The sequence below is a fragment of the Streptomyces sp. NBC_00454 genome (assembly GCF_041434015.1).
GTDB lineage: Bacteria > Actinomycetota > Actinomycetes > Streptomycetales > Streptomycetaceae > Streptomyces.
Genome location: NZ_CP107907.1, coordinates 4,248,972 through 4,271,321 on the forward strand (window position 1 = coordinate 4,248,972; position 22,350 = coordinate 4,271,321).

Genomic DNA, 22,350 nt, shown 5'->3' on the forward strand with positions numbered 1-22,350 from the left:
CACGACGGCACGAAAACGAACGAACGGGGCGGGAAAATGGGCAGCAAGCTGGCCGTACTGGGTGGGATTTTCGCGATGGCTCTGATGCTGGGTCTGGGCGCGACGGTCGGGACGGACAGCGGCGCTGCGAACCAGGACACGGGCCACCACGTGCTCGCCGAGGACAAGGGCCCGCACGCCCCCACCCCGTGATTCGGGTGGTCCGGTCGCTCCGGCGATCTTGACCCCGAACACATACGCCCCGTACCGGCATCCGGTACGGGGCGCCCTGTTTCGCCGGGCACTGCAGATCAGCGGGAGCGGCGGTGTAAGGGCAGGTCCATGGCCTCGAACAGCTCGGTCGCGGCGGCGTGGTGCCGGTCGGCCGTCTTCTCGTGGCCCAGGGCCCGGGCCGCTTCGGCCATCCCGTGCAGGGCGTGGGCCTCCTCGGTGCGGAAGTGGATCGCCGAGGCGATCCGGTACGCGTTCGCGTGCAGTTCCATGGCCGTCTCGTGAGCCCCTCCGCGCCGCTGGTAGGCGCCGAGGATGTTCTCGATCTTCGCCTGCCGGACCGGGACCCCTGAGTCGCGGGCCAGCTCCAGCGCGTGCGCGGCGTCCCTGCGGGACTGCTCCTCCCGGCCGAGCCGGTAGCCGACGTCGGCGGACAGGGCCAGGATCAGGGCGAGGTCCTCCTGCCGGGCGCTGGGGTCGCACAGATCGCGCGCCTCGTTCAGGAGCTCCAGTGCTCGGGCGTCCTCGCCCAGTCCCGTGTGGGCGAAGGCCAGGTCGACCAGGGCCGCCGATTCGTGCCGCCGGTGGCCCCGCTGGCGGTTGAGCTCCAGGGCCCGCCGGGCCGCCGCGGCCGCCTCGGGGTAGCGGCCCCACTCCATGTAGAGCGTGCTCAACACGCTCTGGCTCTCGGCCTCCTGCCCCGCTTCCCCCAGCTCCTGTTCGAGGGCGATCGCCGTTTCCATGTGCATCAGGGACTCGGGCATCCGCCCCAACATCAGCTTGAGCAGGCCCAGGGTGCCGTGGCTGTGAGCCTGGGTCGCCCGTAGGTCGAGGCGGACGGCCAGGTCCAGGCTCTCCTGCGCGACCTCGATGCCCTCGGCGAAGCGGCCGAGCTTCCAGCAGGAGATCCCCAGGTTGGACAGCGCCACCCCCAGGAGCATCGGGTCTCCCAGGCGGCGGGCGGCGCCGACGGCGATCCGGCCCAGCGCTCTGAACTCCTCGAAGTGCCCGCCCTCGTACAGCGCGAAGATGATGTTCCGGGTCAGGTGGACCGCGTGCCGGTCGTGGCCCATCCGGTCGGCCCCGGCCACGGAAGCCAGCAGCCCCGTGTGCTCCCGGGTGAACCAACGGCTGGCGAGCCGGACCTCCTTGAGCGGGGGCAGTTCGGCCGGGGAGGGCTGCATTCCGGTCTCTTGCTGACGCCGTCCGGGGAACAGCACCGTGCACGCAGCGTCGGTGGCCAGGAGGTAGTAGTCGAGCAGGCGTACGTAGGCCGTCGCGTCGGATTTGTCCGTGTCCGGGGTCTGCAGGCTGTGCGCGAAGCTCCGTACCAGGTCGTGGAATCCGTACAGGCCGATCTCGGGCTGCTGGAGCAGGTGCATGTCCAGCAGGAATTCGAGCAGGTCCTCGGCGTCCCGGGTGCACGTCCCGGTCAGGGCGGCTGCCGAGTAGACGTCGAGCGCGGCCCCCGGATGCAGCGCCAGGACCCGGAACGCCGTGCGGCAGTCCTCGTCCATCACCTGGTAGGACAGCCGCAGGGTCGCGGCCACGCTCCGCTCGCCCGCGCTCAGCTCGTCGAGCCGACGGGTCTCGTCCTGGAGCCGGGTGACCAGGTACTGGAGGGTCCACCGCGGACGGTTGCGCAGCCGGGCGGTGGCGATCCGCAGTGCGAGCGGCAGGTGCCCGCACAGCTGGGCCAGTTCGGCGGCCGCCTCCGGTTCGGCCTTGACCCGCTGCTCGCCGAGGGTCTCCGCGATCAGCCGGCCGCTCTCCTCGGGCGGCATCAGGCCGATGGAGATCCACTCGGCCCCGTCCAGGTCCACGAGGCGGGCCCGGCTGGTGATCAGCACCAGGCAGCCGGGCGAGGCCGGGAGCAGCGGCCTGATCTCGGCCGCGTCGACGGTGTTGTCGAGGAGGAGGAGCAGCCGCTTGTTGGCGAGGGTCGCCCGCCACAGGGCGCTGCGGGCCTCGGCGTCGTCGGGGATCCGCTCGCCGGGGATGCCCAGCGAGCGCAGCAGGCTGTCGAGGGCCGTGCCCGCCGTGACGGGCTGCTCGCCGGAGGTGAATCCGCGCAGGTCGATGTGGAGCTGCCCGTCCGGATAGTCGGAGGCCAGCCGGTGCGCGGCCCGTACCGCCAGCGCGGTCTTGCCGCTGCCGCCCATGCCGTCGATCGCCACGACCCGGGTGCGCTGCCCGGCGGTCTCGGCCCTGCATTCGAGCAGCTGGGCGAGTTCCTTGTCGCGGCCGGTGAAGTCGGAGAGGTCGTACGGCAGCGTGCAGGGCGGCTCGGCCTGCGCGGGGGCCGGCGGTGCGGGGGCCGGAGCCGGGGCGGCCACGGCGGGTGCGGCCAGCTCGGGGCTCTCCCGCAGGATGCCCTCGTACACCTTGGTCAGCTGGGGGCCCGGATCGATTCCGAGCTCCTCGACGAGCAGCTCGCGGACCTTTCCGTACTCCTCCAGGGCCTCGGCCTGGCGTCCCGAGCGGTACAGCGCGAGCATCAGCTGGCAGCGCAGGGTTTCCCGCAGCGGGTACTGGGATACCAGCCCGCGCAGGTCGACGACGAGCTCGGCGCTCTCGCCCAGGGCGAGGCGCAGCTCGCACAACTGCTCGGCCGCCGTCAGCCGGCGTTCCTCCAGGGCTGCCGCCGCCGCTTCGATGACCGGGCCGCCGGCGCCGGCCAGGACGGGGCCGCGCCACAGGGCGAGGGCGGAGCGCAGCAGCTCCGCGGCTTCGGCGGTCCGGCCCTCGGCGGCGGCGGCCTTGGCCTCGCGCACTCCGGAGCCGAAGTCCGTCAGGTCCAGCTGCCCGTCGGAGATGGCCACCCGGTATCCGGGCCCGTCGGTGACGATGACGGCCGCGCCGTCGGGGATGCGCCTACGCAGATCGGCCACGGCCTTGCGCACCTGGTGCATGGCCGTGGCTGGCGGGTCTTCTTCCCAAGCGGCTTCCACGAGACGGGAAACCGTCAGTACTTTGCCCGGTTCGAGCAGCAGTGTTCCCAGGATGCGTTCCTGGATGGCCCCCCCGAGCCTAAGCCTCGTTTCCCTGTCCCAGCCCTCTAGCGGACCGAGGATGTTGAAACGTGGATGATTTCCGATGCTTTCGCCCATTGCACCCCTAGCTCCCCGCCATCTCAGGCGCCCCCAATACAAAACCCCAGGTCGAAGCCTTGACCCTCGGGGATCATAGCCCGTTCCCCTGTGGGCGGTACCGGGGCGGGAGGGGATCGGGAAGGGCCGCGGACACAGTGCAGGAGTACATCAGCTTCCATCTCCACCGCATAAGGAGGACAGCGTGGGCAGACCGGAAAAGCCGCTGGATCCGGATGCCGGACCTGCGACCGCCTTCGCCCGTGAGCTACGCCGGCTCAGGGCCGCAGCAGGCAGTCCCAGCTATCGCGAGATGGCCAGAACCGCGCTGTTCTCCTCCACCGTGCTCTCCGATGCGGCGGCCGGATACCGCCTGCCGACCCTCCAGGTCGCCCTGGCCTTCGCGGAGGCCTGCGGCGGCGACCGCCTCGCCTGGGAACGCCGCTGGCGCGAGGTGGCCGAAGCCGAGGGCGCCGAGCCGCAGCATGCCCCTTCCCGGCCGACGGCCGCCAAGGCCGCACAGCGCCAGGAAGCCGAACTGCACGCGGCAGCCGTACGGTCCCTGACCCCCGTGCCCACCCAACTCCCCCGGGAAATAAGGCCGCTGGCCGGACGGACCCGGCAGCTCCAGGAGGCCAGGGCGCTCACCGCACCCGGCGCGGACCCGGTGGCCCCGCTGGTGATCAGCGGGCAGCTCGGCGCGGGCGCCTCCCGCTTCGCGCTGCGCCTGGCCCACGAACTGGCCGCCGGCCTGCCCGACGGGCAGCTCTACGCGGACTTCGGCCTGGCCGAGGCCCAGGGCCGAGGCGCCTCCGACATCGCGGCCGGATTCCTCGGCGCCCTGGGCATCCCCGCGGACGCCGTTCCGCAGGACGCCGGGCAGCGGTTCGGTCTGTACCGCTCGGTGCTGGCCCGGCGGCGGGTGCTGATCCTGCTGGACGGCGTACGCCACGAGGGACAGGTACGGGAACTGCTCGACATCGGCTCCGAGAGCCGGATCATCCTCACCAGCCGCTCCCGGCTGCTCGGCCTGGACGGAACCCGCGGCCTGCGGCTCCCGGCGCTCGAGCGGGACGAGTCGGTGGAACTCCTCGCCGAGCTGATCGGCGCCGACCGCCTCGGCGCGGCCCCGGCCGCCGCCCTGCGCCTGGCGGAGGCCTGCGGAGACCTGCCGCTCGCCCTCAACCTGGCGGGCCGCCGCATCGCCGGCCGCCCCGAATGGCTGCTGGACGAGGCCGTGACCGAGCTGATCGGGGACACCGGCACGGAGCCGGCCCGGCTCCTGGGGCGCCTCAGGATCGGGGACGAGAGCATGCGCCACCGGATCGAGGAGGCCTACGGAGCCCTGCCCGCGCACTCCCGCCCGCTCCTGCACCGCTTCGCGGCGGCACAGGACACATCGCTGGAGGAGCTCCTGGAGGAACTGGAAGAGTTCGACGAACTGGACGAGCTCGACCAGCTCGCCGAAACCGGCCTGCTGGAACGCACCCGCCTGCCCGGCCAGTACGCCATGGCACCCCTGGTCCGCGCCTTCACCCTGGCGGAGAGCACGGGCCCCCGGGAAGCGGGTACGGGCGCGGGCCTGCGCAAGCTCAGCACCGGGCGGTACGACCGCACGCAGGAACGCCCGCTCCGCCTGGTGACGGCCTGATGCGGGACGGGTCAGCGAAGAACAGGAACAGGAACGGGAACGGGAACGGGAGTAGGAAGGGGAACGGGAACGGGAACGGCGAGCCGATCCACCAGCTCACGCGCGACGAGCGGCGCGGACAGCACGGGGGAATCGCAGCCGTGGCGGTACTCCGCGCCGATGATCCAGTCCGGCCCGAACCCGGGCAGCAGCCCGCCGTCCGCACGTTCCGCAGCCCCGTCCGCATCCACCAGGAGCGCGGAGCCGGCCACCGGCGGGACGAGCCCGATGCCCAGGCCCGGTACGAGGACCGCGGGGCCGCGTGCCCAGGCGGCGGCGTGGCCGCGCGGGACGCGACAGGACACCAGGGTCCGACGGCGCAGGGCCGCCCCTTCGTTCACCACGGGCGGCAGCAGCCCCCGGGACCGGGACCGGGCCCCGGCCACCACCAGCACCGCGTCACCGCGCAGCACCTCGCCGTTGACCAGCCGGACGCTCCCGCTCTCGCCGTCCACCGAGGCCACCGGACGGTACGGGTGCAGTTCCACACCGGGCTGCCAGCGCAGCCATCCGACGGCGGCGGCCGCGACCCGGTCGGTGAGCAGCACCCCGGCCCGTTCCTCCAGCACCCCGCCCAGCCCGCCGTCGAGGCGCAGCTGGGGATACCGCCCGGCCAGTTCGTCCGCGGCGAGCGCCCGCACCGCTCCGCCGGCTGATCCGACGCTCTGCGCGGCCGGCCCCACCGCGGGTTCCGGCAGCAGGGTCAGGGCACCCACCCGCTCGTGGAACCGGGTACCGAGGAGCCCTTCGAGCACCCCCCAGCGCTCCTGCGCCCGTAGCCCGGCCGAGGTGGCCGAGGGGTCCGCGGGATCGAGGGCGGCGGTGATGCGGCGCCGCCCGGAGGAGGCGCCCCGGCCGGCGGGCAGCGGCCCCTGATCCACCACGGCGACCTGGTGTCCGGAGAGCACGCACTCCACGGCGGTGATCAGCGCGACCACTCCACCACCCACCACGGTCACCCGCATGGCACACCCCGTCCCAGTACGCCCCGACGCCCTCATTGGAAGCGCCCGCCGCGTTGTCCGGAACCCCCGCCCGCCCCGGCCAATCAACCCCCGGCCGTGCAGGCGCGGTGCCCGCGCACCGGATCAGCCCAGGGTCCGCCGGGACCCCGGGGTCAGCCACTGGAGGTGGGCGGCGAGGCCGGCGGCTTCGAAGGCGGCGGTGACCTGGTCGCGGTCCTCGGTGAAGTGCTCCCACGAGGTGTAGTGGAGGGGGACGGCGGTGTGGGCGCCGAGCGAGCGGGTCAGGGCCGCGCCCTGGACGGCGTCCATGGTGATGAGCCGGCCGCCCCCGAAGGCGTCGATGCGGGCGGCGCCGAGGTGGAGCAGGGCGGTGCCGATGGTGAACCGGCGTGCTATCTCGTCGAGTTCGGCGGTGTAGACGGTGTCCCCGGAGATGTAGAGGGCCTCGTCCTCGCCCTCCATCTCGATCACGAAGCCGATGACGTCGCCGACCGGGCCGTGCACCCCCGGGGTGGCGGTGATCCGCAAGGTGGTCCCGCGCACGGTCAGTTCGTACGTGGCCCAGGGCGCGAGCCCGACCGCCTGCCCGCCCAGCCGGCCGGCGCCGCTCTCGGTGGTCAGGACGGGGCGGCCGGGGAGCAGGGTGCGCCCGGTGGCGTCCAGGTTGTCGGGGTGGTCGTCGTGGCTGAGCAGGACCGCGTCGATCTCCGGAAGGTCCTCGATGGCGACCGCCGGGCCCGCGGTGGACTGCAGGACGACCGGGCCCATGCGGTACTCGGCGGGCGCGGGATCGAAGGCCGGGTCGGTCAGCAGGCGCAGCCCGCCGATCTCCAGCAGGACGGTGGCGGTGCCGATGTGGGTGGCGGTGAACTTCACGGTGTGCTCCAAGTCAGCTTTGAAGGGGCCGGGTTGAGTGCGGCAGTCCCGATGGTCAGGCGGCGGTGCGGAACCGGCTGCGGTATTCGCCGGGAGAGGTGTTCAGACGGTCGCGGAAGGCGCGGTGCAAGGACTCCACGGAGCCGAACCCGCAGGCACGCGCGATGTCGGGGGCCAGCCGCGAGGTGCGCTCCAGGAGCCGCCGGGCCGCCTCCAGTCGCATGCTTTCGACGAAGGCCCCCGGCGTGGAGCCGGTCTCGGCGCGGAAGACCCGGGCGAAGTGCCGCTCGCTCATCGACATCCGCAGGGCGAGCGCGGGCACCGACAGATCGGAGTCCAGGTGCTCGCCGATCCAGCGGCGCAGCTCCCGCAGGTCCTCGCGGCTGCCGGCGGGCGTGGACAGGGGGACGCTGAACTGGCTCTGACTGCCGGGCCGCTGGAGGTACATGACCATGACGCGGGCGACCCGTAGCGCCGTTTCGTCGCCGTGGTCCTCGGCCACCAGCGCCAGGGCCAGGTCCATGGACGAGGTGATGCCCGCGCTCGTCCACATCCGCCCCGACCTGATGAAGATGGGATCGGGGTCGACCTCCACGGCCGGATGGTCGGCCGCGAGCCGTGCGGCGGTCGCCCAGTGGGTCGTCGCGCGGTGCCCGTCGAGCAGTCCGGCGGCCGCCGTCACGTGGGCGCCCACGCACACCGAGGCCACGCGCCCGGCCCCGGCCCCCGCCCGGCCCACCCACGCGACCACCGCGGGGTCGACGTGCGGCTCCGGCCCGTCCGGGCCCACCCGGATCCGGCCCGGAACGACCAGGGTGTCGATCAGCCCCTGCGCGGAGAACGATTCCTCCACGTGCAGCCGCACCCCGGCGGACGTGGCCACCGGCCCGATCCGTTCACCGGCGAAGTGCACCTCGTAGCCGGGGTGGCGTCCCGCCAGCACGTGGTTCGTCATCGCGAAGACTTCGGCGGGACCGGTCACATCGAGTGCGTCGATACCGGGGAACATCGCGAACACGACCACGTGGGGCCCGGCGAGAGCTGAGTTCATGCCCCCAATATCCGTCCCCCGCACGGCTGTCTGCAATGACACCCTTCTGCAGGATCCGGCCATGACGCCTGGCCGCGACTGCGACCCGAACGCGCCTCCACCCGTGCGGGGCCAGCCATTCCGCGACCGCTTCGGCTCCGAGCCGACCAGCGGCGACCTGCTGGACATCACCGTGGTCAGCGGTTGGTCAGCCAGATGATGAACGCCCGTGCCGGGGACGGTTCGGACAACAAGACGGATCGCAGTTCCGGCCCACCACGCTCGCCCGGTACGGCACGTACGAGAACCTCGTGGCGAGTCCCGAGTACAAGTCCCAGGTCGAGACCGTGCGCAAGGCCGGCGCGGCCGCCCCCACCGCAGCCACGCCGGTGATCGGCCGGACCGCGGACCAGTTCAACGCGGCCTGGTTCTGGGCCAACGACAACGACGGTACGTACAAGCCCCCGGGCCAGATTCCCCGCCTACGTCTCCGGCCACGCCTCCTTCGGCGCCGCCTGGGCGGGAGTCGTGAAGCGCTGCTTCGGCAGCGACACCATCGCCTTCGACCTCACCACCGACGAGCCGAACGCCCCGGTCGAGCAGCGCCACTTCACCAGCTTCAGCGCCGCCGCCAAGGAGGACGCCGACAGCCGCATCCGGCTCGGCGTCCACTACCCGTGGGACGCCACAGACGGCCTGACCCTCGGCGAGAACGTCGCCAACCGGGTCTTCACCACCAAGCTCCGCACCCGGTGACGTGACAGCGACGGCGGGCGGCGGGGCCCTGCACCCCCGCCCCGCCGCCCGGCCCATCCGAAGGTGCTGAGGGACACCGGCCTGGTTACCCTGCGGAAGGACGGGACGAAGCGACGCCAGGCTCGACACCCTGGCCCGGCTGGCCGAAGAGGCCGAACGGAGCGAGAGCACCCCATGACGAGCCCCGCGACCCCCGAGACCCCGATGGACACCGTCCGGCTGGAGCGCCGCATCGGGGCCCGCCCCGAAACCGTCTTCGGCTTCTTCACCGACCGGGAGAAGTGGCTGTCCTGGATGGGGGCCGACGGTACGTTCTCCTTCGAGCCCGGAGGCCCGTACCGCACCCGGGTCACCGGTGAGCACGTCGCCTCAGGCCGCTTCCTCACCATCGACCCGCCCGAGCGGCTCGTCTTCACCTGGGGCTGGGAGGAGGGCGGGATGAGCGTCGCAGCCGGATCCACCACGGTGGAGATCACCCTCGAACCCGCGGCCGAGGGCACCCTCCTCCACCTCGTCCACAGCGGCCTGCCGTCCTCCGAGGCGTGCGAGGCGCACGCGGAGGGCTGGCAGCACTACGTCGACCGCCTCGCGCTCCGCGCCGAAGGCGGCGACCCCGGCCCGGACGCGTGGATGCGGCAGCCCGCGCCCTCTCACTGAGGCCCGCGCCCTCTCACTGACCCGCTGACAGCTCGCCGCTGAGGGTTCCGTGCAGGCGGGAGCTGTGCTCGTTCAGGCCCGTGATCTCGACGCTCTTGCCCCGCCGGCGGTACTTCTCCTCGACGGCGTCGAGCGCCGCGACGGAGGACGCGTCCCAGATGTGGGCGCCGGACAGGTCGATGACGACCTTGCCGGGGTCGCCCGCGTAGTCGAACTGCCCGACCAGATCGTTGGACGAGGCGAAGAAGAGAGCGCCGGTGACGCAGTAGACGACCTGGCCGCCGTCCGGATCGAGGACGGAGGTGACGTTCACCAGGTGCGCGACCCGCTTGGCGAAGACGACCATCGCGGTGACCGACCCGGCGACGACGCCGACGGCGAGGTTGTGGGTGGCCACCACACAGGCCACGGTCAGCACCATGACGGTGATCTCGCCGGCCGGCATGCGCCGCAGCGTCTTCGGTGCGATGGAGTGCCAGTCGAAGGTCGCGAAGCAGACCATCACCATGACGGCCACGAGCGCCGCCATCGGAATGTCGGAGACCACCGGCCCGAAGACGATGCACAGCACCATCAGCAGAACCCCGGCGAGGAAGGTCGACAGCCGCGTCCGGGCGCCCGAGACCTTCACGTTGATCATCGTCTGGCCGATCATCGCGCAGCCGCCCATGCCGCCGAAGAACCCGGTGACGATGTTCGCGATGCCCTGGCCCACGGACTCGCGCGTCTTGCTCGACCGCGTGTCGGTGATCTCGTCGACCAGCTTCGCCGTCATCAGCGACTCCATCAGCCCCACCACCGCCATGGCCAGGGCGTACGGGGCTACGAGCGCCAGCGTGTCCAGCGTGAACGGCACGTCCGGAAGGCCGGGAACCGGCAGCGAGGACGGCAGCGCGCCCTTGTCCCCGACGGTCGGCACCGCGATCCCCGCGGCCACGGTGACCGAGGTGAGGATGACGATGGACACCAGCGGGGCCGGAACCGCCCTGGTGACCTTCGGGAAGAACACCATCAGCCCCAGCCCGCCGGCGAGCAGCGGGTAGACGGCCCACGGCACGTCCCGCATCTCGGGGACCTGCGCCATGAAGACGAGGATGGCGAGGGAGTTGACGAAGCCGACCATCACCGAACGCGGTACGAACCGGATCAGCTTCGCCACCCCGAGCGCCCCGAGCACGATCTGGAAGACGCCGCCGAGGATCACCGCGGCGACCAGGTAGCCCAGCCCGTGCTCCCGGTTCAGCGGCGCGATCACGAGCGCCACGGCACCCGTCGCGGCCGAGATCATCGCCGGCCGCCCGCCCACGACCGAGATGACCACGGCCATGGTGAACGAGGAGAACAGCCCGATCGCCGGATCCACCCCGGCGATGACGGAGAAGGAGATCGCCTCGGGAATCAGCGCCAGCGCGACCACCAGACCGCCCAGCACCTCGGTCCGCAGCACCTTCGGCGACAGCCACCCGGTCGGCGCCGGCCGACGAAGACGTGAGGGCAGGGAGGCGAAGGAGAAGGACAAGACAGCCACGAACCTCGGGCTCGGGCGCACCCCAACCGGCAGGCGGGCACGCGAACGATCTCCGGACACGCAAGAAGGGCCCGATCCGCGATGCGGATCAGACCCTTCCTGGTCTTACGAAGTCGGGGTGGCGGGATTTGAACCCACGACCTCTTCGTCCCGAACGAAGCGCGCTGCCAAGCTGCGCTACACCCCGATGTCCACCCTTGCAGCGCTTGCTGCCCTGGCGACATCGATTACTTTAGCGGACCCTCGGCCGGAGACGAAATCCGGTTTTCGCGCGGCGGGCGGTAGCGGTCGGCCGCTACCAGGGCGAGGCCGAGGGCGTAGAAGGCGAGACCGAGGACCAGGGAGTTCGCTGCGACCCGGGCGTAGCCGTACTGGGCCACGTCGATGAAGGGGTACGTGTAGCGGGCCGTGGCGCCGGGGGAGAGGAGGGCGCCCCGGATGAGCGCGAAGACCACGTAGGCCAGTGGGTACGCCAGCCACTGCGCGGCGTGGCGCGGGCGCAGACGGCGCGGGGCGGTCAGGAAGAGGAAGTCCAGGACGGCCCCGATGGGGGTGACCGTGTGGAGGAGCTGGTTGGAGACGGCCTTCGCTCCCGTCAGCTTGTCCAGGTCCTCGACCACGTTGAAGGGGCTCGACGGGTTGGCCAGGACCAGGTGGAAGACCAGCCCGGTGACCAGGATGAAGAGGAGGACCCCGCCCCGCCAGAGGGGGTCCACGTCCGGGACCCCCCGGTAGGTGCGGACGGCCGAGAGGGTGAAGACGACCGCGACCAGGATGTTCGTCCAGATGGTGAAGAAGCTCAGGACGACGGGCACGCTGCCGTACGCGCACTCGATGACGAGTCCGGTGACGGCCGCCGCCGCGATCAGCGCGCGGAAGGCGGCGGTGGGCAGGCGCAGGGCGGCGGGTGTGGTCATCAGACCAACGTACTGGCCGCCGTCAGGCCTTCGGGGTCAGCGTGAGCAGTGTCGCCTCGGGCGGGCACGCGAACCGCACCGGGGTGAAGCGGTTGGTACCGCAGCCCGCCGATACGTGGAGGTAGGAGCGGTGCCCCTCCGCCTCGTGCGTCGACAGGCCCTTGACCCGCTTCGTGTCCAGGTCGCAGTTGGTCACCAGCGCCCCGTAGAAGGGGATGCACAGCTGCCCGCCGTGCGTGTGCCCGGCCAGTATCAGCGGGTACCGGTCGGCCGTGAAGGCTTCGAGGACGCGCAGGTACGGGGCGTGGACCACAGCCAGCGAGAAGTCGGCGTCGGCCTCCGGCCCGCCCGCGACCCGCTCGTACCGGTCGCGCTTGATGTGCGGATCGTCGAGGCCGGTGAAGGCCAGCTCCAGCCCGTCGAGCTTGAGCCGTCCCCGGGTGTTGGTGAGGTTGAGCCAGCCGGCCGCGTCGAAGGCGTCGCGCAGGCCCTCCCACGGATTGTGGACGGCGCCGACGACCGGCGCGTTCCCGTTCAGCCCGTGCCGGCCCTGCGTCTTCTCCAGCAGGTAGCGTCCGGGATTGCGCAGCCGGGGGCCGTAGTAGTCGTTCGACCCGAAGACGTACACGCCGGGGAAGTCCATCAGCGGGCCGAGCGCGTCGAGCACCTCCGGCACGCCCTCCGTGTCGGAGAGGTTGTCGCCCGTGTTCACGACGAGGTCGGGCCGCAGACCGGCCAGGGACTGCAGCCACGCGCGCTTCTTGCGCTGCCCGCCGACCATGTGGATGTCCGAGACCTGCAGGATCCGCAGCGGGCGCATCCCCTGCGGGAGCACGGGGACCGTGACCCGGCGCAGGCGGAAGGACCGGGCTTCGAAGCCGGCGGCATAGGCCAGACCGGCGGCCCCCGCCGCGGCGATCCCGGCGGTGACCTTCAGAGGTACTCCGTAACGCGCACGCATGTGCACATGTTCGCAGACCCGGAGGGCGGGCGGACCGGCCACGGGGCACATGGACAAAGGCCGTGCCGGGAAAACCGGCGGGCGCCGAAGGGGCCGCACCTGGCAGACTCGGGTGCATGACCACGCTCAAGGCCAAGCTCCAGGAAGACCTCACCACCGCCATCCGCGCCCGGAACGAGCTGCACTCGTCCACGCTGCGCCTGACCCTCTCCGCCATCACCAACCAGGAGGTCGCGGGCAAGGAAGCCCGTGTGCTCTCCGACGAGGAAGTCCTCAAGGTGATCGCCAAGGAGGCGAAGAAGCGCCGCGAGGCCGCGGACGCCTTCGCGCAGGGTGGCCGTCCCGAGCAGGCCGCGCGAGAGACCGCCGAGGGCGAGTTCCTCGACACCTACCTCCCCAAGCAGCTCGGCGACGACGAGCTCGGCGCGATCGTGGCGCAGGCCGTCGAAGAGGCCAAGGCGGCCGGAGCGGAGGGCCCGCGGGCGATGGGTGCCGTCATGAAGATCGTGAACCCGAAGGTCGCCGGGCTGGCGGACGGCGGGCGCGTCGCCGCCGCCGTCAAGAAGCACCTCTCCTAGAGCAAGCAGGCAAGCCGGCCAGTCGGCTGGAGCAAGCAAGAGGGAGGGCCCCACCGGATCCGGTGGGGCCCTCCCTCTTGTGCGTCTACGCCTACTGCTCGCGGCCGCCGATGAGGCCCGGCGGGATGCTGATCCCGGGGAACGGGTTCGTCCCGCCCGCGTCGCCGCCCGTGGCGCCGGCCGTCGTGGCTCCGGCGACCGTCTGCTGTCCGCCGGGCTGCCCGTCACCGGGCTTGCCGTCGCGTCCCGGCTTGCCGGGCTTGTTGGGCTTGCCCGTGCTGGGCCTGCCGCCGGCGGCCGGGCTCGGGGTGTCGGCGATGGCCACCGTGGTGAAGGTCGGCGCCTCGCGGCCCGAGAGCGCGCCGGAGACCGCCTGCTTCCAGATCGGGCCGGGCAGCCCGCCGCCGAAGACCTTGTCGTAGTACTGGCCGCCGATGGTGATGTTCTCCATCGACACCTGCTTGGCGCCGCCCGAGCCGACCCAGGTCGCGCCGGCCATGTTCGGCGTGTAGCCGACGAACCAGGCGTTGTAGCGGCTGTCGGTGGTACCGGTCTTGCCCGCGCTCTGGCGGTCGGTCAGACCCGACTGCTGACCGGTACCCGAGTCGACCACGCCGAGCAGCAGCGTGTTGATGGTGTCGGCGGTCTTCTCGGTCATCGCGCGGCCGCACTTGGACTTCGGCACCGTCAGGGCCTTGCCGTGCGAGTCGGTGATCGACTCGATGGCGACCGGGGTGCAGTACACGCCCCGGTTGGCGAAGGTGGCGTAGGCGTTGGCCATGGTCAGCGGGGACATGCCCTCACTGCCGAGCGCGATGGCCGGGACCTCGGGGAGCTTGGCGCCGTTGGCCGGGATCACGCCGAGCTTGGAGGTCATGTCCGTGACGGGGCACAGGCCGATCTCGGAGATCATTTCGACGAAGTAGGTGTTGACCGACTTGGCCATCGCTTCCTTCATCCCGTACGGGCCGTTCTCGGACTCGGTCTCGTTCTCCACGCGTGCGTGGTCGGTGTTGACCCAGGGCTTGTCGCCGCAGGTCTGCACCGGGCTCGGATAGTCCATGTCGTACGGGGACTGGTACATCTTCGTCGGCGGCGTTCCGCGCTCGATGGCGGCGGCCGCGACGAACGCCTTGAAGGTGGAACCGGTCGGGAAGCCGAAGTTCGAGCCGCCCATCTTCTTGTCCACCGAGAAGTTGATCTGCGTCTCGTTCTTGCCGAAGCCGTAGGGCTTCGACTGCCCCATGGCCAGGACCCGCCCGGTGCCGGGCTGGACGAGGGTGACGGCCGTGGCGACCTTGTCGTCCTGGTCGACGTGGTCCTTGATCGACTCGTTGACCGAGTCCTGGGACTGCGGGTCCAGGGTGGTGCGGACCGTCAGGCCGCCCTGGTTCCAGACCTTCGCCCGCTCCTCGCGGGTCTTGCCGAAGGCCGTGTCGTCCAGGAACGAGTTGCGCACGTAGTCGCAGAAGAAGCCCGCGCCCTTGACCGCGGTGATGCAGCCGTTCTTCGGCTTGGTCACCTTCAGCTGGACCGGCTTGAGCTTCGCCGCGTCCGCCTCGGCCTGCGAGACGTCCTTCATGTCGGCCATGCGCTGGAGCACCACGTTGCGGCGCTTCATCGCCTCCTGCGAGTCGTTGACCGGGTCGAACCGGCTCGGCGACTGCACGATGCCGGCGAGCATCGCCGACTCCTCCAGCGTCAGGTCCTTGGCGGGCTTGCTGAAGTACCGCTGGGCGGCGGATTCGATTCCGTACGCCTGCTGCCCGAAGTACGTGATGTTGAGGTAGTTCTCGAGGATCTTCTTCTTCCCGAGCTCCTCCTCGACCTGGATCGAGTACTTGAGCTCGCGGACCTTTCGCCCGAGGCTCTTCTCCTGGGCCTCGCGGACCTTCGTCTCGTCGTCGCCCGCCTCTTCGACGAAGACGTTCTTGACGTATTGCTGGGTCAGCGTCGAGGCGCCCTGTGCCGCGCCGCCCTCCTGCGCGTTGCGGTTGACCGCGCGCAGGATGCCCTTGAGGTCGATGGCTCCGTGCTCGTAGAAGCGGGAGTCCTCGATCGCGACGATCGCCTTCTGCATGTACGGGGAGATGGCCGTGAGAGGGACCACCTGCCGGTCGCGCGAATAGACCGTGGCGATCAGGCCACCCTCGGAGTCCAGAATCGTGGTGCGCTGGCTCAGGGGCGGCGTCTTGAGATTGGCCGGGATCTCATCGAACCCTTCGACCGTGCCCTTGGCCGCGAGTCCCAGGGCGCCTGCGCCCGGGATCGCGATGCCCGCGAGCACAACTCCGGAGAGAACGGACACACCGAGGAACTTGGCGGCCTGCTGTGGTCCCGTGAGCCCGCCGCCCGAGCGCTTCTTTCCCATGGAGGGCAGCCTACGTTCTCATTCGCCGGACACACGCGAATGCCTTGGCCTAAGCTGCCCTCAACTGTCACAGCAGTGCGGTGGGACATCAACCCCTCGGCTTGTTTTTCACCCTTTCCGAATGGGGTGGACGCATGTCCGAATCTCGCCCCCTGTGATCGCGTTGCGCCGCCGATTTCACCCAAATCGCCGGAATGGTCGGGCATGTCGCACGATCACTCCGTCGGGTGATCTGCCGCTTACCCATAGTCCGTTCGGGCCATTCAAGATTGGGCCCGTCGGGGGTGTTGCACTGTGCCCGCCTTCCGTAACGTCCTCAACTGGCAGCGGTGAATATGCCGCTACCGCCGTGGGGGAGCCTCGATTCGGGAGAGGACGGCGCCGGGATGGGCTGGGTTACCGACTGGAGTGCGCAGGCAGCCTGCCGCACTACCGATCCGGATGAACTATTCGTTCAAGGAGCGGCACAGAACAGGGCCAAGGCGGTGTGCACCGGATGTCCGGTGCGGACCGAGTGCCTGGCCGATGCGCTCGACAACCGTGTCGAGTTCGGAGTGTGGGGCGGAATGACCGAGCGGGAACGACGTGCGCTGCTGCGCCGGCGTCCCACCGTCACCTCGTGGCGGCGACTGCTCGAAACCGCCCGCACGGAGTACGAGCGCAGTACGGGCATCCTCACCATGGATGTCGACGGAGAGATCGACGTTCCGTACGAGGCCTACGCGGCGGCCGGGTAGATCACCCGAGCCATCCCGCGTACGGACCGCCCCCGACCAGGGGGCAGCGTACGGACGCCTATGCTCCGGCCGGTACCCCGGCCGCGAGTCGCTCTCCGATGGCCCGTAGCCCGGCGAGGTCGTGTACATCGCCGGGCAGGGCGGCCACTTCGGACACCGCCACTTCGGGGTGCAGCGAGGTGAAGCGGTCACGCGTGCGCTGTTCGCGCGCGATCACCTGCATGCGCTCCGCGTGCAGGCGCAGCAGCCCTGCCGTGATCTCGTCCACGTCGGCGTCCGAGTCGACGCCGTCTTCGGTCTCGACGCTGTCTTCGGTCTCGGCGGGGGAGGAGTCACGAAGTCCAGCTTTCCCGGACTCCTGATCGACAATGCCGGCCTCTTCAAGATTCTCCGCCGCGGCCAACGCCCGCTCCGCGGAGAGCTGGTCGGCGCCACTGCCGTGCACCCGGTTCAGTACGAGCCCGGCCAGCGGCATCTTCTCCGCGGCCAGCCGCTCCACGAAGTACGCCGCCTCGCGCAGGGCGTCCGGTTCGGGCGCGGCGACCACGAGGAAGGCCGTACCCGGGGCCTGGAGCAGCCGGAAAGTCGCGTCCGCGCGGGTGCGGAAACCGCCGAACATGGTGTCCATGGCGGCCACGAAGGTCTGTACGTCCTTCAGCAGCGAGGCGCCCATCAGCTTGCTCAGCGTGCCCGTCATCATCGACATGCCGACATTGAGGAACTTCATCCCCGCCCGGCCGCCCACCTTCGCCGGAGCCATCAGCACCCGGATGAACTTCCCGTCCAGGAAGGACCCCAGACGCCCCGGCGCGTCCAGGAAGTCCAGCGCGGACCGGCTCGGCGGCGTGTCCACGATGATCAGGTCCCAGTCGTCCCTGGCCCGCAGCTGACCCAGCTTCTCCATCGCCATGTACTCCTGCGTGCCCGCGAACCCGGCCGACAGGGACTGGTAGAAGGGGTTGGCGAGGATGGCCTGCGCCCGCTCGGGATCCGAGTGGCCCTCGACGATCTCGTCGAAGGTCCGCTTCATGTCGAGCATCATGGCGTGCAGTTCGCCGCCGCCGGGGCCCCGGACGCCCTGCACCTGGCGCGGGGTGTTGTCGAGGGAGTCGATCCCCATCGACTGGGCCAGCCTGCGCGCCGGGTCGATGGTCAGGACGACCGCCTTGCGCCCGCGCTCCGCCGCCCGCACGCCGAGCGCCGCGGCGGTCGTGGTCTTGCCGACCCCGCCGGAGCCGCAGCACACGATGATCCGGGTCTGCGGGTCGTCCAGCAGCCGGTCGACGTCCAGCCGCGGCGGCGTACCCACGCCCGTGCCCGTGGTCCCGCTGGCTCCGCTCATTCCTCGCCCACCTGCTTGCGCAGCTCCGCGGCGAGCCCGTAGAGCCCGGCCAGGTCCATCCCCGTGCCGAGCAGGGGAAGTTCGTACGTCGCCACCTGCAACCCCTCCAGTACGGTCCGCTGGGCCCGCTCCAACTCCACCCGGCTCGCGTGCTCCACGGCCTGCGCGAGCAGCGGATCCACCAGCCGCTCGGCCAGCCCGCCGCGCCGGGCCCCGCCCAGACCGGCCCGGGACAGCGCCTTGGCCACGTCCGCGCGGCGCTCCCCGGAGGCCGCGCGCAGCGCGCCCTCGTCCAGGTGGTGCGGCCGCACCATGTTGACGACGACCCGACCCACGGGCAGCCCCGCGCCCTGGAGTTCGGCGATCCCGTCGGCGGTCTCCTGCACGGGCATCTCCTCCAGCAGGGTGACCAGGTGGACGGCCGTCTCCGGGGACTTGAGCACCTTCATGACGGCCTGCGCCTGGTTGTGGATCGGCCCGAACCGGGCCAGGCCCGCCACCTCGTCGTTGACGTTCAGGAAGCGGGTGATCCGCCCGGTCGGCGGAGCGTCCATGACCACGTGGTCGTAGACGTACCGCCCGGCCTTGTCCTTGCGCCGCACCGCCTCGCAGGCCTTGCCGGTCAGCAGCACGTCCCGCAGCCCCGGCGCGATGGTCGTCGCGAAGTCGATGGCGCCGAGCTTCTTGAGGGCGCGGCCGGCTGAGCCGAGCTTGTAGAACATCTGGAGGTAGTCGAGCAGCGCCCGCTCCGCGTCGATGGCGAGCGCGTACACCTCGCCGCCGCCCGAGGCGACGGCGATCTTCCGCTCCTCGTACGGGAGCGCCTCCGCGCCGAAGAGCTGCGCGAGGCCCTGCCTGCCCTCGACCTCCACCAGAAGTGTCCGCCTGCCCTCGCGTGCGAGGGCGAGCGCGAGTGCTGCGGCGACCGTGGTCTTGCCGGTGCCGCCCTTGCCGCTGACCACCTGGAGCCTGCTCACAGGGCCCGAGCCTAATTCCTCCGCCGCCGTGACGGTGGGGGCGGGGGGCCGGGGCGCCGCGCAGCAGGCACTACGCTCGCCTCCATGACCAAGAAGTTCGAATACGCGACCGTCCCGCTGCTGGTCCACGCCACCAAGCAGATCCTCGACACCTGGGGCGAAGACGGCTGGGAGCTCGTCCAGGTCGTGCCCGGCCCGAACAACCCCGAGCAGCTCGTGGCCTACCTGAAGCGCGAGAAGTCGGCATGAGCGCCACCGAGGCCAGGCTGGCCGAGCTCGGGCTGACCCTGCCGGACGTCGTCCCGCCGCTGGCCACGTACCAGCCGGCCGTCCGCTCGGGCGCCTACGTCTACACCGCGGGCCAGCTCCCGATGGTCAAGGGCAGCATGCCGGTCACCGGCAAGGTGGGCGCCGAGGTCTCGGCGGAGCAGGCCAAGGAACTGGCCGCGATCTGCGCGCTCAACGCGCTGGCCGCGGTGAAGTCCGTGATCGGCGACCTCGACAAGATCGCGCGTGTCGTCAAGGTCGTCGGCTTCGTGGCCTCGGCCCCCGACTTCACCGGCCAGCCGGGCGTGCTGAACGGCGCGAGCGAGCTGCTGGGCGAGATCCTCGGCGAGCGCGGCGTCCACGCGCGCAGCGCGGTCGGCGTGGCGGTCCTCCCGCTGGACGCACCGGTCGAGGTCGAGATCCAGGTCGAACTGGTCGCCGGAGCCTGACCCCGCTCTGAGTCCCTGACGGGGCTGGAATTGCCCTACGGGCACTTCCAGCCCCGCCGGCGTTTGAGGCGCGGGTTCCGGGGCGGAGCCCCGGTTTCGGGAAGGGGCGGGGTGGGGAAGGCCCCGCGCAGCGGCCCACGAGGGCCGGAGGCCCTCGAACATCGGCCCGGATGCCCGTAGCATCCCGCCATGCCGAATGGTCAGAACGCTGAGCAAGGGCCCCCCGCCGGAGGCCAGTGGTACCCGCCGGAGTGGCCGGACCGCATCCGCGCGCTCGCCGACGGCTCCCTCACCCCGGTGGAGCCCAAGCGCGCGGCCACCGTCATGCTGCTGCGCGACGGCGATGACGGCCCCGCCGTCCACATGCTCCGCCGCCGCGCCTCCATGGCCTTCGCCGGCGGTGCGTACGCCTACCCCGGCGGCGGCGTGGACCCCCGCGACGAGGACCACCTCATCGCCTGGGCCGGCCCGACCCGCGCCGCATGGGCCGAGCGGATGGGCACCGACCCCGCCACCGCCCAGGCCATCGTGTGCGGAGCCGTCCGCGAGACCTTCGAGGAGGCCGGGGTACTGCTCGCGGGGGAGTCCGCGGACACCGTCGTCGGCGACACCACCGGCGAGGACTGGGAGGCCGCCCGTGCCGCCCTCGTGGCCCGGGAGTTTTCCTTCGCCGAGTTCCTCGACCGCCGCGGCCTCGTCCTGCGTTCCGACCTGCTCGGCGCGTGGGCCCGCTGGATCACCCCGGAGTTCGAGCCGCGCCGCTACGACACCTGGTTCTTCGTCGCGGCCCTCCCCGAAGGCCAGCGCACCCGCAACGCCTCCACCGAGGCCGACCGGACGGTCTGGATCCGGCCCGCCGACGCCGCCGCCGGGTACGACAAGGGCGAGCTGCTGATGATGCCGCCCACCATCTCCACCCTGCGCTCCCTGGAGCCCTACGAGAGCGCCGCCGGGGCCCTCGCCGCGGCCGCCGCGCAGGATCTGACCCCGGTCCTGGCCCAGGCCGCCTTCGAGGGCGGCGAGCTGGTGCTGAGCTGGCCGGGCCACGACGAGTTCACCAAGCGTGTCCGCCTCGGCGGCCGGGCCGGAGGAGCCTCCGCATGACCGACGCCGCCGCCCTGCCCGGCCAGCCCCGCGGAACCGTCGTCTCCGGGCGCGCCACCGCCCGCGCGGTGAACATCCTGGCCCCCAACGCCTCCGCGATGACCCTCGACGGCACCAACACCTGGCTGGTCTCGGAGCCCGGCTCCGACCTGGCCGTGGTCATCGATCCCGGCCCGCTGGACGACGTACACCTGCGGGCGGTCATCGCCGCCGCCGAGCAGGCCGGGCAGCGGGTCGCGCTGACCCTCCTCACCCACGGCCACCCCGACCACGCGGAGGGCGCGGCCCGCTTCGCCGAGCTGACCGGTACGAAGGTCCGCGCCCTGGACCCCGCCCTGCGCCTCGGCGACGAGGGACTGGCAGCCGGGGACGTCATCCGCACCGGCGGCCTGGAGCTGCGGGTGGTCCCCACCCCCGGCCACACCGCGGACTCGCTCTGCTTCCACCTGCCGGCCGACCGGGCGGTCCTGACCGGAGACACGGTCCTCGGGCGCGGCACCACCGTCGTGGCCCACCCCGACGGGCGCCTGGGCGACTACCTCGACTCCCTGCGCCGGCTGCGTTCCCTGACCGTCGATGACGGGGTCCACACGGTGCTCCCGGGGCACGGGCCGGTCCTGGACGACGCGCAGGGCGCCGTCGAGTTCTACCTCGCCCACCGGGCCCACCGCCTCGCCCAGATCGAGACGGCCGTCGAGAACGGCTTCTCCACTCCCGCGGCGGTCGTCGAGCACGTCTACAAGGACGTGGACCGGTCGCTGTGGCCGGCGGCGGAATGGTCCGTCCGGGCGCAGCTCGAGTACCTCCAGGACCACGGACTGATCCCCGGGGGGCCCGAATGACGCCCCCCGTCCCGGCGGGGGCCGAGCGGGCGGCGGGGGCCCTCTAGAGGGGCGGCCGGGGGGTCTTCGTCCCGTGCCGGGCCGTGTACTCGTCCGCGAGCCACGGCCCCAGGTCCTCCACGTACCCGCGCAGCACGGCCGGGTCCTCGACCGGGTCCAGCGCGGCCGAGGCCGCGGCCCGCATCTGCGCGGCGCGCTCGGGGTAGTACTGGCCGAAGATCTCCGCCGATTCCACGAGGTCGCTGGTCCAGCCGCCCCACTGGGGCATGACCAGCGTGAATCCGGTCCGCACCAGGTGCCGGGAGAAGCCCCGGCACAGCTTGCGGTACTCCTCGGGGGTGGCCGCGGCCCCGATCCGGGCCCGCATCCGGGGCAGCAGGACGGCCAGGTCGCCGTTGGTCTCGCGGGCGAGCAGGCTGTCCGGCCGGTAGCGGGGGAGGTGCTCGGCCAGGTCGGCTCCGAGCAGCGGGGTGCACAGGCAGGCCAGGAACCAGCCCAGGTCGTGACGTTCCCGCTCGCTCAGCAGGGTGTCCTTGCCGTACAGCAGGATGCCGACCCCGTCGATCACCGGGAAGTCCTCGTCGAGCCCGTGGGCGAGCACCTCGGCGGTGTCGCGGTCCTCGTCGGCGGGCTCCTGGTGCAGGGCGAGCAGCAGGTCCAGGTCGGAGCGCCCGGGGCGGGCGGTGCCGCGGGGCAGGGAGCCGTAGAGGTAGGCGCTGTGCAGCCGGCGCCCGTAGGCCTCGCCGATGCGTTCCCGCGCGGCGGCCACGACCGGCACGAAGTCGCCCCGCACTTGGCCCAGCGAGCCCTCGCGCTCGAAGTACCCGTACGTGTCCAGCCCTCTGTGCTCCATGCTCCTACTGTGCTGCCCCCCGGGCCGCGGTGGGCAGCCGGGGCCCCCCGCCGTCGGCGTGTTCCCCCGTTGGGCGTCCAGGGGGGGCCACCGGGCCCGGGAAACGCGAAGGGGCCCCGCCCGGTCGGGCAGGACCCCTTCGAAGCAATCA

Annotated in this window: 22 protein-coding genes and 1 tRNA gene; 11 read left to right on the forward strand and 12 right to left on the reverse strand. The window is 71.8% G+C overall.

Annotated elements, in window-relative coordinates; translation table 11 throughout:
• The first annotated feature begins 36 nt into the window (after positions 1-36).
• A complete protein-coding gene (locus tag OHU74_RS19735; RefSeq protein WP_371617141.1) occupies positions 37-192 on the forward strand; it encodes a hypothetical protein in 156 nt (51 codons plus the stop codon).
• A gap of 98 nt (positions 193-290) precedes the next feature.
• On the opposite strand, the gene OHU74_RS19740 is transcribed toward OHU74_RS19735, so the two are convergent.
• Positions 291-3,320, reverse strand: coding sequence for a BTAD domain-containing putative transcriptional regulator (locus OHU74_RS19740; RefSeq protein WP_371617142.1), 3,030 nt, complete (start codon positions 3,318-3,320; stop codon positions 291-293).
• Positions 3,321-3,504: 184 nt separating this feature from the next.
• On the opposite strand from OHU74_RS19740, the gene OHU74_RS19745 reads away from it, so the two are divergent.
• A complete protein-coding gene (locus OHU74_RS19745; protein ID WP_371617143.1) occupies positions 3,505-4,950 on the forward strand; it encodes an NB-ARC domain-containing protein in 1,446 nt (481 codons plus the stop codon).
• Positions 4,951-4,961: 11 nt separating this feature from the next.
• On the opposite strand, the gene OHU74_RS19750 is transcribed toward OHU74_RS19745, so the two are convergent.
• The 3 genes from OHU74_RS19750 to OHU74_RS19760 form a co-directional block, all read right to left on the reverse strand.
• Positions 4,962-5,954, reverse strand: coding sequence for an FAD-dependent oxidoreductase (locus OHU74_RS19750; RefSeq protein WP_371617144.1), 993 nt, complete (start codon positions 5,952-5,954; stop codon positions 4,962-4,964).
• 123 nt (positions 5,955-6,077) lie between these two features.
• Complete coding sequence (locus OHU74_RS19755) at positions 6,078-6,830, reverse strand: MBL fold metallo-hydrolase (RefSeq protein WP_371617145.1); 753 nt, start codon at positions 6,828-6,830, stop codon at positions 6,078-6,080.
• A gap of 55 nt (positions 6,831-6,885) precedes the next feature.
• On the reverse strand, positions 6,886-7,881 hold the full coding sequence (locus tag OHU74_RS19760) for a GlxA family transcriptional regulator (RefSeq protein ID WP_371617146.1): 996 nt from the start codon (positions 7,879-7,881) through the stop codon (positions 6,886-6,888).
• Between the two features lie 61 nt (positions 7,882-7,942).
• Between OHU74_RS19760 and OHU74_RS19765 the strand changes: the two genes are divergently transcribed.
• The 3 genes from OHU74_RS19765 (at position 7,943) to OHU74_RS19775 (ending at position 9,273) form a co-directional block, all read left to right on the forward strand.
• Positions 7,943-8,080, forward strand: a complete 138-nt coding sequence (locus OHU74_RS19765; RefSeq protein WP_371617147.1) for a hypothetical protein — start codon at positions 7,943-7,945, stop codon at positions 8,078-8,080.
• 308 nt (positions 8,081-8,388) lie between these two features.
• Positions 8,389-8,616, forward strand: coding sequence for a hypothetical protein (locus OHU74_RS19770; RefSeq protein ID WP_371617148.1), 228 nt, complete (start codon positions 8,389-8,391; stop codon positions 8,614-8,616).
• 174 nt (positions 8,617-8,790) lie between these two features.
• Complete coding sequence (locus tag OHU74_RS19775) at positions 8,791-9,273, forward strand: SRPBCC domain-containing protein (protein WP_371617149.1); 483 nt, start codon at positions 8,791-8,793, stop codon at positions 9,271-9,273.
• A gap of 13 nt (positions 9,274-9,286) precedes the next feature.
• Here OHU74_RS19775 and OHU74_RS19780 read toward each other — a convergent pair whose 3' ends face one another.
• The 4 genes from OHU74_RS19780 to OHU74_RS19795 all read right to left on the reverse strand — a co-directional run bounded on the left by OHU74_RS19780 (position 9,287) and on the right by OHU74_RS19795 (position 12,679).
• On the reverse strand, positions 9,287-10,792 hold the full coding sequence (locus OHU74_RS19780; RefSeq protein ID WP_371619738.1) for a SulP family inorganic anion transporter: 1,506 nt from the start codon (positions 10,790-10,792) through the stop codon (positions 9,287-9,289).
• Between the two features lie 122 nt (positions 10,793-10,914).
• Positions 10,915-10,988, reverse strand: a tRNA-Pro gene (locus OHU74_RS19785).
• A gap of 40 nt (positions 10,989-11,028) precedes the next feature.
• Positions 11,029-11,718, reverse strand: coding sequence for a Pr6Pr family membrane protein (locus OHU74_RS19790; RefSeq protein ID WP_371617150.1), 690 nt, complete (start codon positions 11,716-11,718; stop codon positions 11,029-11,031).
• Between the two features lie 22 nt (positions 11,719-11,740).
• Entirely contained in the window at positions 11,741-12,679 is a 939-nt protein-coding gene (locus OHU74_RS19795; protein ID WP_330297774.1) for a metallophosphoesterase, read from the reverse strand.
• Between the two features lie 116 nt (positions 12,680-12,795).
• On the opposite strand from OHU74_RS19795, the gene OHU74_RS19800 reads away from it, so the two are divergent.
• A complete protein-coding gene (locus tag OHU74_RS19800; RefSeq protein WP_330297775.1) occupies positions 12,796-13,257 on the forward strand; it encodes a GatB/YqeY domain-containing protein in 462 nt (153 codons plus the stop codon).
• A gap of 91 nt (positions 13,258-13,348) precedes the next feature.
• Here OHU74_RS19800 and OHU74_RS19805 read toward each other — a convergent pair whose 3' ends face one another.
• A complete protein-coding gene (locus OHU74_RS19805; protein WP_371617151.1) occupies positions 13,349-15,628 on the reverse strand; it encodes a transglycosylase domain-containing protein in 2,280 nt (759 codons plus the stop codon).
• A 386-nt stretch (positions 15,629-16,014) separates the two neighbouring features.
• On the opposite strand from OHU74_RS19805, the gene OHU74_RS19810 reads away from it, so the two are divergent.
• A complete protein-coding gene (locus tag OHU74_RS19810; RefSeq protein ID WP_330297777.1) occupies positions 16,015-16,365 on the forward strand; it encodes a WhiB family transcriptional regulator in 351 nt (116 codons plus the stop codon).
• 58 nt (positions 16,366-16,423) lie between these two features.
• On the opposite strand, the gene OHU74_RS19815 is transcribed toward OHU74_RS19810, so the two are convergent.
• Entirely contained in the window at positions 16,424-17,707 is a 1,284-nt protein-coding gene (locus tag OHU74_RS19815; RefSeq protein ID WP_371617152.1) for an ArsA family ATPase, read from the reverse strand.
• Positions 17,704-18,684, reverse strand: a complete 981-nt coding sequence (locus OHU74_RS19820; protein ID WP_371617153.1) for an ArsA family ATPase — start codon at positions 18,682-18,684, stop codon at positions 17,704-17,706. Before OHU74_RS19820 ends, OHU74_RS19815 begins: the two co-directional genes overlap by 4 nt.
• Positions 18,685-18,768: 84 nt before the next feature.
• Between OHU74_RS19820 and OHU74_RS19825 the strand changes: the two genes are divergently transcribed.
• From OHU74_RS19825 to OHU74_RS19840, 4 genes are all read left to right on the forward strand, one after another.
• Positions 18,769-18,933 (forward strand): DUF4177 domain-containing protein, encoded by a 165-nt coding sequence (locus tag OHU74_RS19825; RefSeq protein ID WP_107089134.1) that lies wholly within the window; start codon positions 18,769-18,771, stop codon positions 18,931-18,933.
• Positions 18,930-19,400 (forward strand): RidA family protein, encoded by a 471-nt coding sequence (locus OHU74_RS19830; protein ID WP_371617154.1) that lies wholly within the window; start codon positions 18,930-18,932, stop codon positions 19,398-19,400. The genes OHU74_RS19825 and OHU74_RS19830 overlap by 4 nt, the downstream gene beginning before the upstream one ends.
• Before the next feature lie 189 nt (positions 19,401-19,589).
• Positions 19,590-20,504, forward strand: coding sequence for an NUDIX hydrolase (locus tag OHU74_RS19835; RefSeq protein ID WP_371617155.1), 915 nt, complete (start codon positions 19,590-19,592; stop codon positions 20,502-20,504).
• Positions 20,501-21,346, forward strand: a complete 846-nt coding sequence (locus OHU74_RS19840; RefSeq protein ID WP_371617156.1) for an MBL fold metallo-hydrolase — start codon at positions 20,501-20,503, stop codon at positions 21,344-21,346. Before OHU74_RS19835 ends, OHU74_RS19840 begins: the two co-directional genes overlap by 4 nt.
• A 43-nt stretch (positions 21,347-21,389) precedes the next feature.
• Here the strand turns inward: OHU74_RS19840 and OHU74_RS19845 are convergent, their stop codons facing one another.
• Complete coding sequence (locus OHU74_RS19845) at positions 21,390-22,199, reverse strand: nucleotidyltransferase domain-containing protein (RefSeq protein ID WP_371617157.1); 810 nt, start codon at positions 22,197-22,199, stop codon at positions 21,390-21,392.
• Positions 22,200-22,350 lie beyond the last annotated feature (151 nt).

Excerpts from the sequence above, each read along its gene's own strand:
- OHU74_RS19735 (WP_371617141.1), top strand. The coding sequence starts at position 37 with ATGGGCAGCAAGCTGGCCGTACTGGGTGGGATTTTCGCGATGGCTCTG.
- OHU74_RS19740 (WP_371617142.1), bottom strand. The coding sequence starts at position 3,320 with ATGGGCGAAAGCATCGGAAATCATCCACGTTTCAACATCCTCGGTCCG.
- OHU74_RS19750 (WP_371617144.1), bottom strand. The coding sequence starts at position 5,954 with ATGCGGGTGACCGTGGTGGGTGGTGGAGTGGTCGCGCTGATCACCGCC.
- OHU74_RS19760 (WP_371617146.1), bottom strand. The coding sequence starts at position 7,881 with ATGAACTCAGCTCTCGCCGGGCCCCACGTGGTCGTGTTCGCGATGTTC.
- OHU74_RS19765 (WP_371617147.1), top strand. The coding sequence starts at position 7,943 with ATGACGCCTGGCCGCGACTGCGACCCGAACGCGCCTCCACCCGTGCGG.
- OHU74_RS19775 (WP_371617149.1), top strand. The coding sequence starts at position 8,791 with ATGACGAGCCCCGCGACCCCCGAGACCCCGATGGACACCGTCCGGCTG.
- OHU74_RS19790 (WP_371617150.1), bottom strand. The coding sequence starts at position 11,718 with ATGACCACACCCGCCGCCCTGCGCCTGCCCACCGCCGCCTTCCGCGCG.
- OHU74_RS19795 (WP_330297774.1), bottom strand. The coding sequence starts at position 12,679 with ATGCGTGCGCGTTACGGAGTACCTCTGAAGGTCACCGCCGGGATCGCC.
- OHU74_RS19800 (WP_330297775.1), top strand. The coding sequence starts at position 12,796 with ATGACCACGCTCAAGGCCAAGCTCCAGGAAGACCTCACCACCGCCATC.
- OHU74_RS19805 (WP_371617151.1), bottom strand. The coding sequence starts at position 15,628 with ATGGGAAAGAAGCGCTCGGGCGGCGGGCTCACGGGACCACAGCAGGCC.
- OHU74_RS19810 (WP_330297777.1), top strand. The coding sequence starts at position 16,015 with ATGGGCTGGGTTACCGACTGGAGTGCGCAGGCAGCCTGCCGCACTACC.
- OHU74_RS19815 (WP_371617152.1), bottom strand. The coding sequence starts at position 17,707 with ATGAGCGGAGCCAGCGGGACCACGGGCACGGGCGTGGGTACGCCGCCG.
- OHU74_RS19825 (WP_107089134.1), top strand. The coding sequence starts at position 18,769 with ATGACCAAGAAGTTCGAATACGCGACCGTCCCGCTGCTGGTCCACGCC.
- OHU74_RS19830 (WP_371617154.1), top strand. The coding sequence starts at position 18,930 with ATGAGCGCCACCGAGGCCAGGCTGGCCGAGCTCGGGCTGACCCTGCCG.
- OHU74_RS19835 (WP_371617155.1), top strand. The coding sequence starts at position 19,590 with ATGCCGAATGGTCAGAACGCTGAGCAAGGGCCCCCCGCCGGAGGCCAG.
- OHU74_RS19840 (WP_371617156.1), top strand. The coding sequence starts at position 20,501 with ATGACCGACGCCGCCGCCCTGCCCGGCCAGCCCCGCGGAACCGTCGTC.
- OHU74_RS19845 (WP_371617157.1), bottom strand. The coding sequence starts at position 22,199 with ATGGAGCACAGAGGGCTGGACACGTACGGGTACTTCGAGCGCGAGGGC.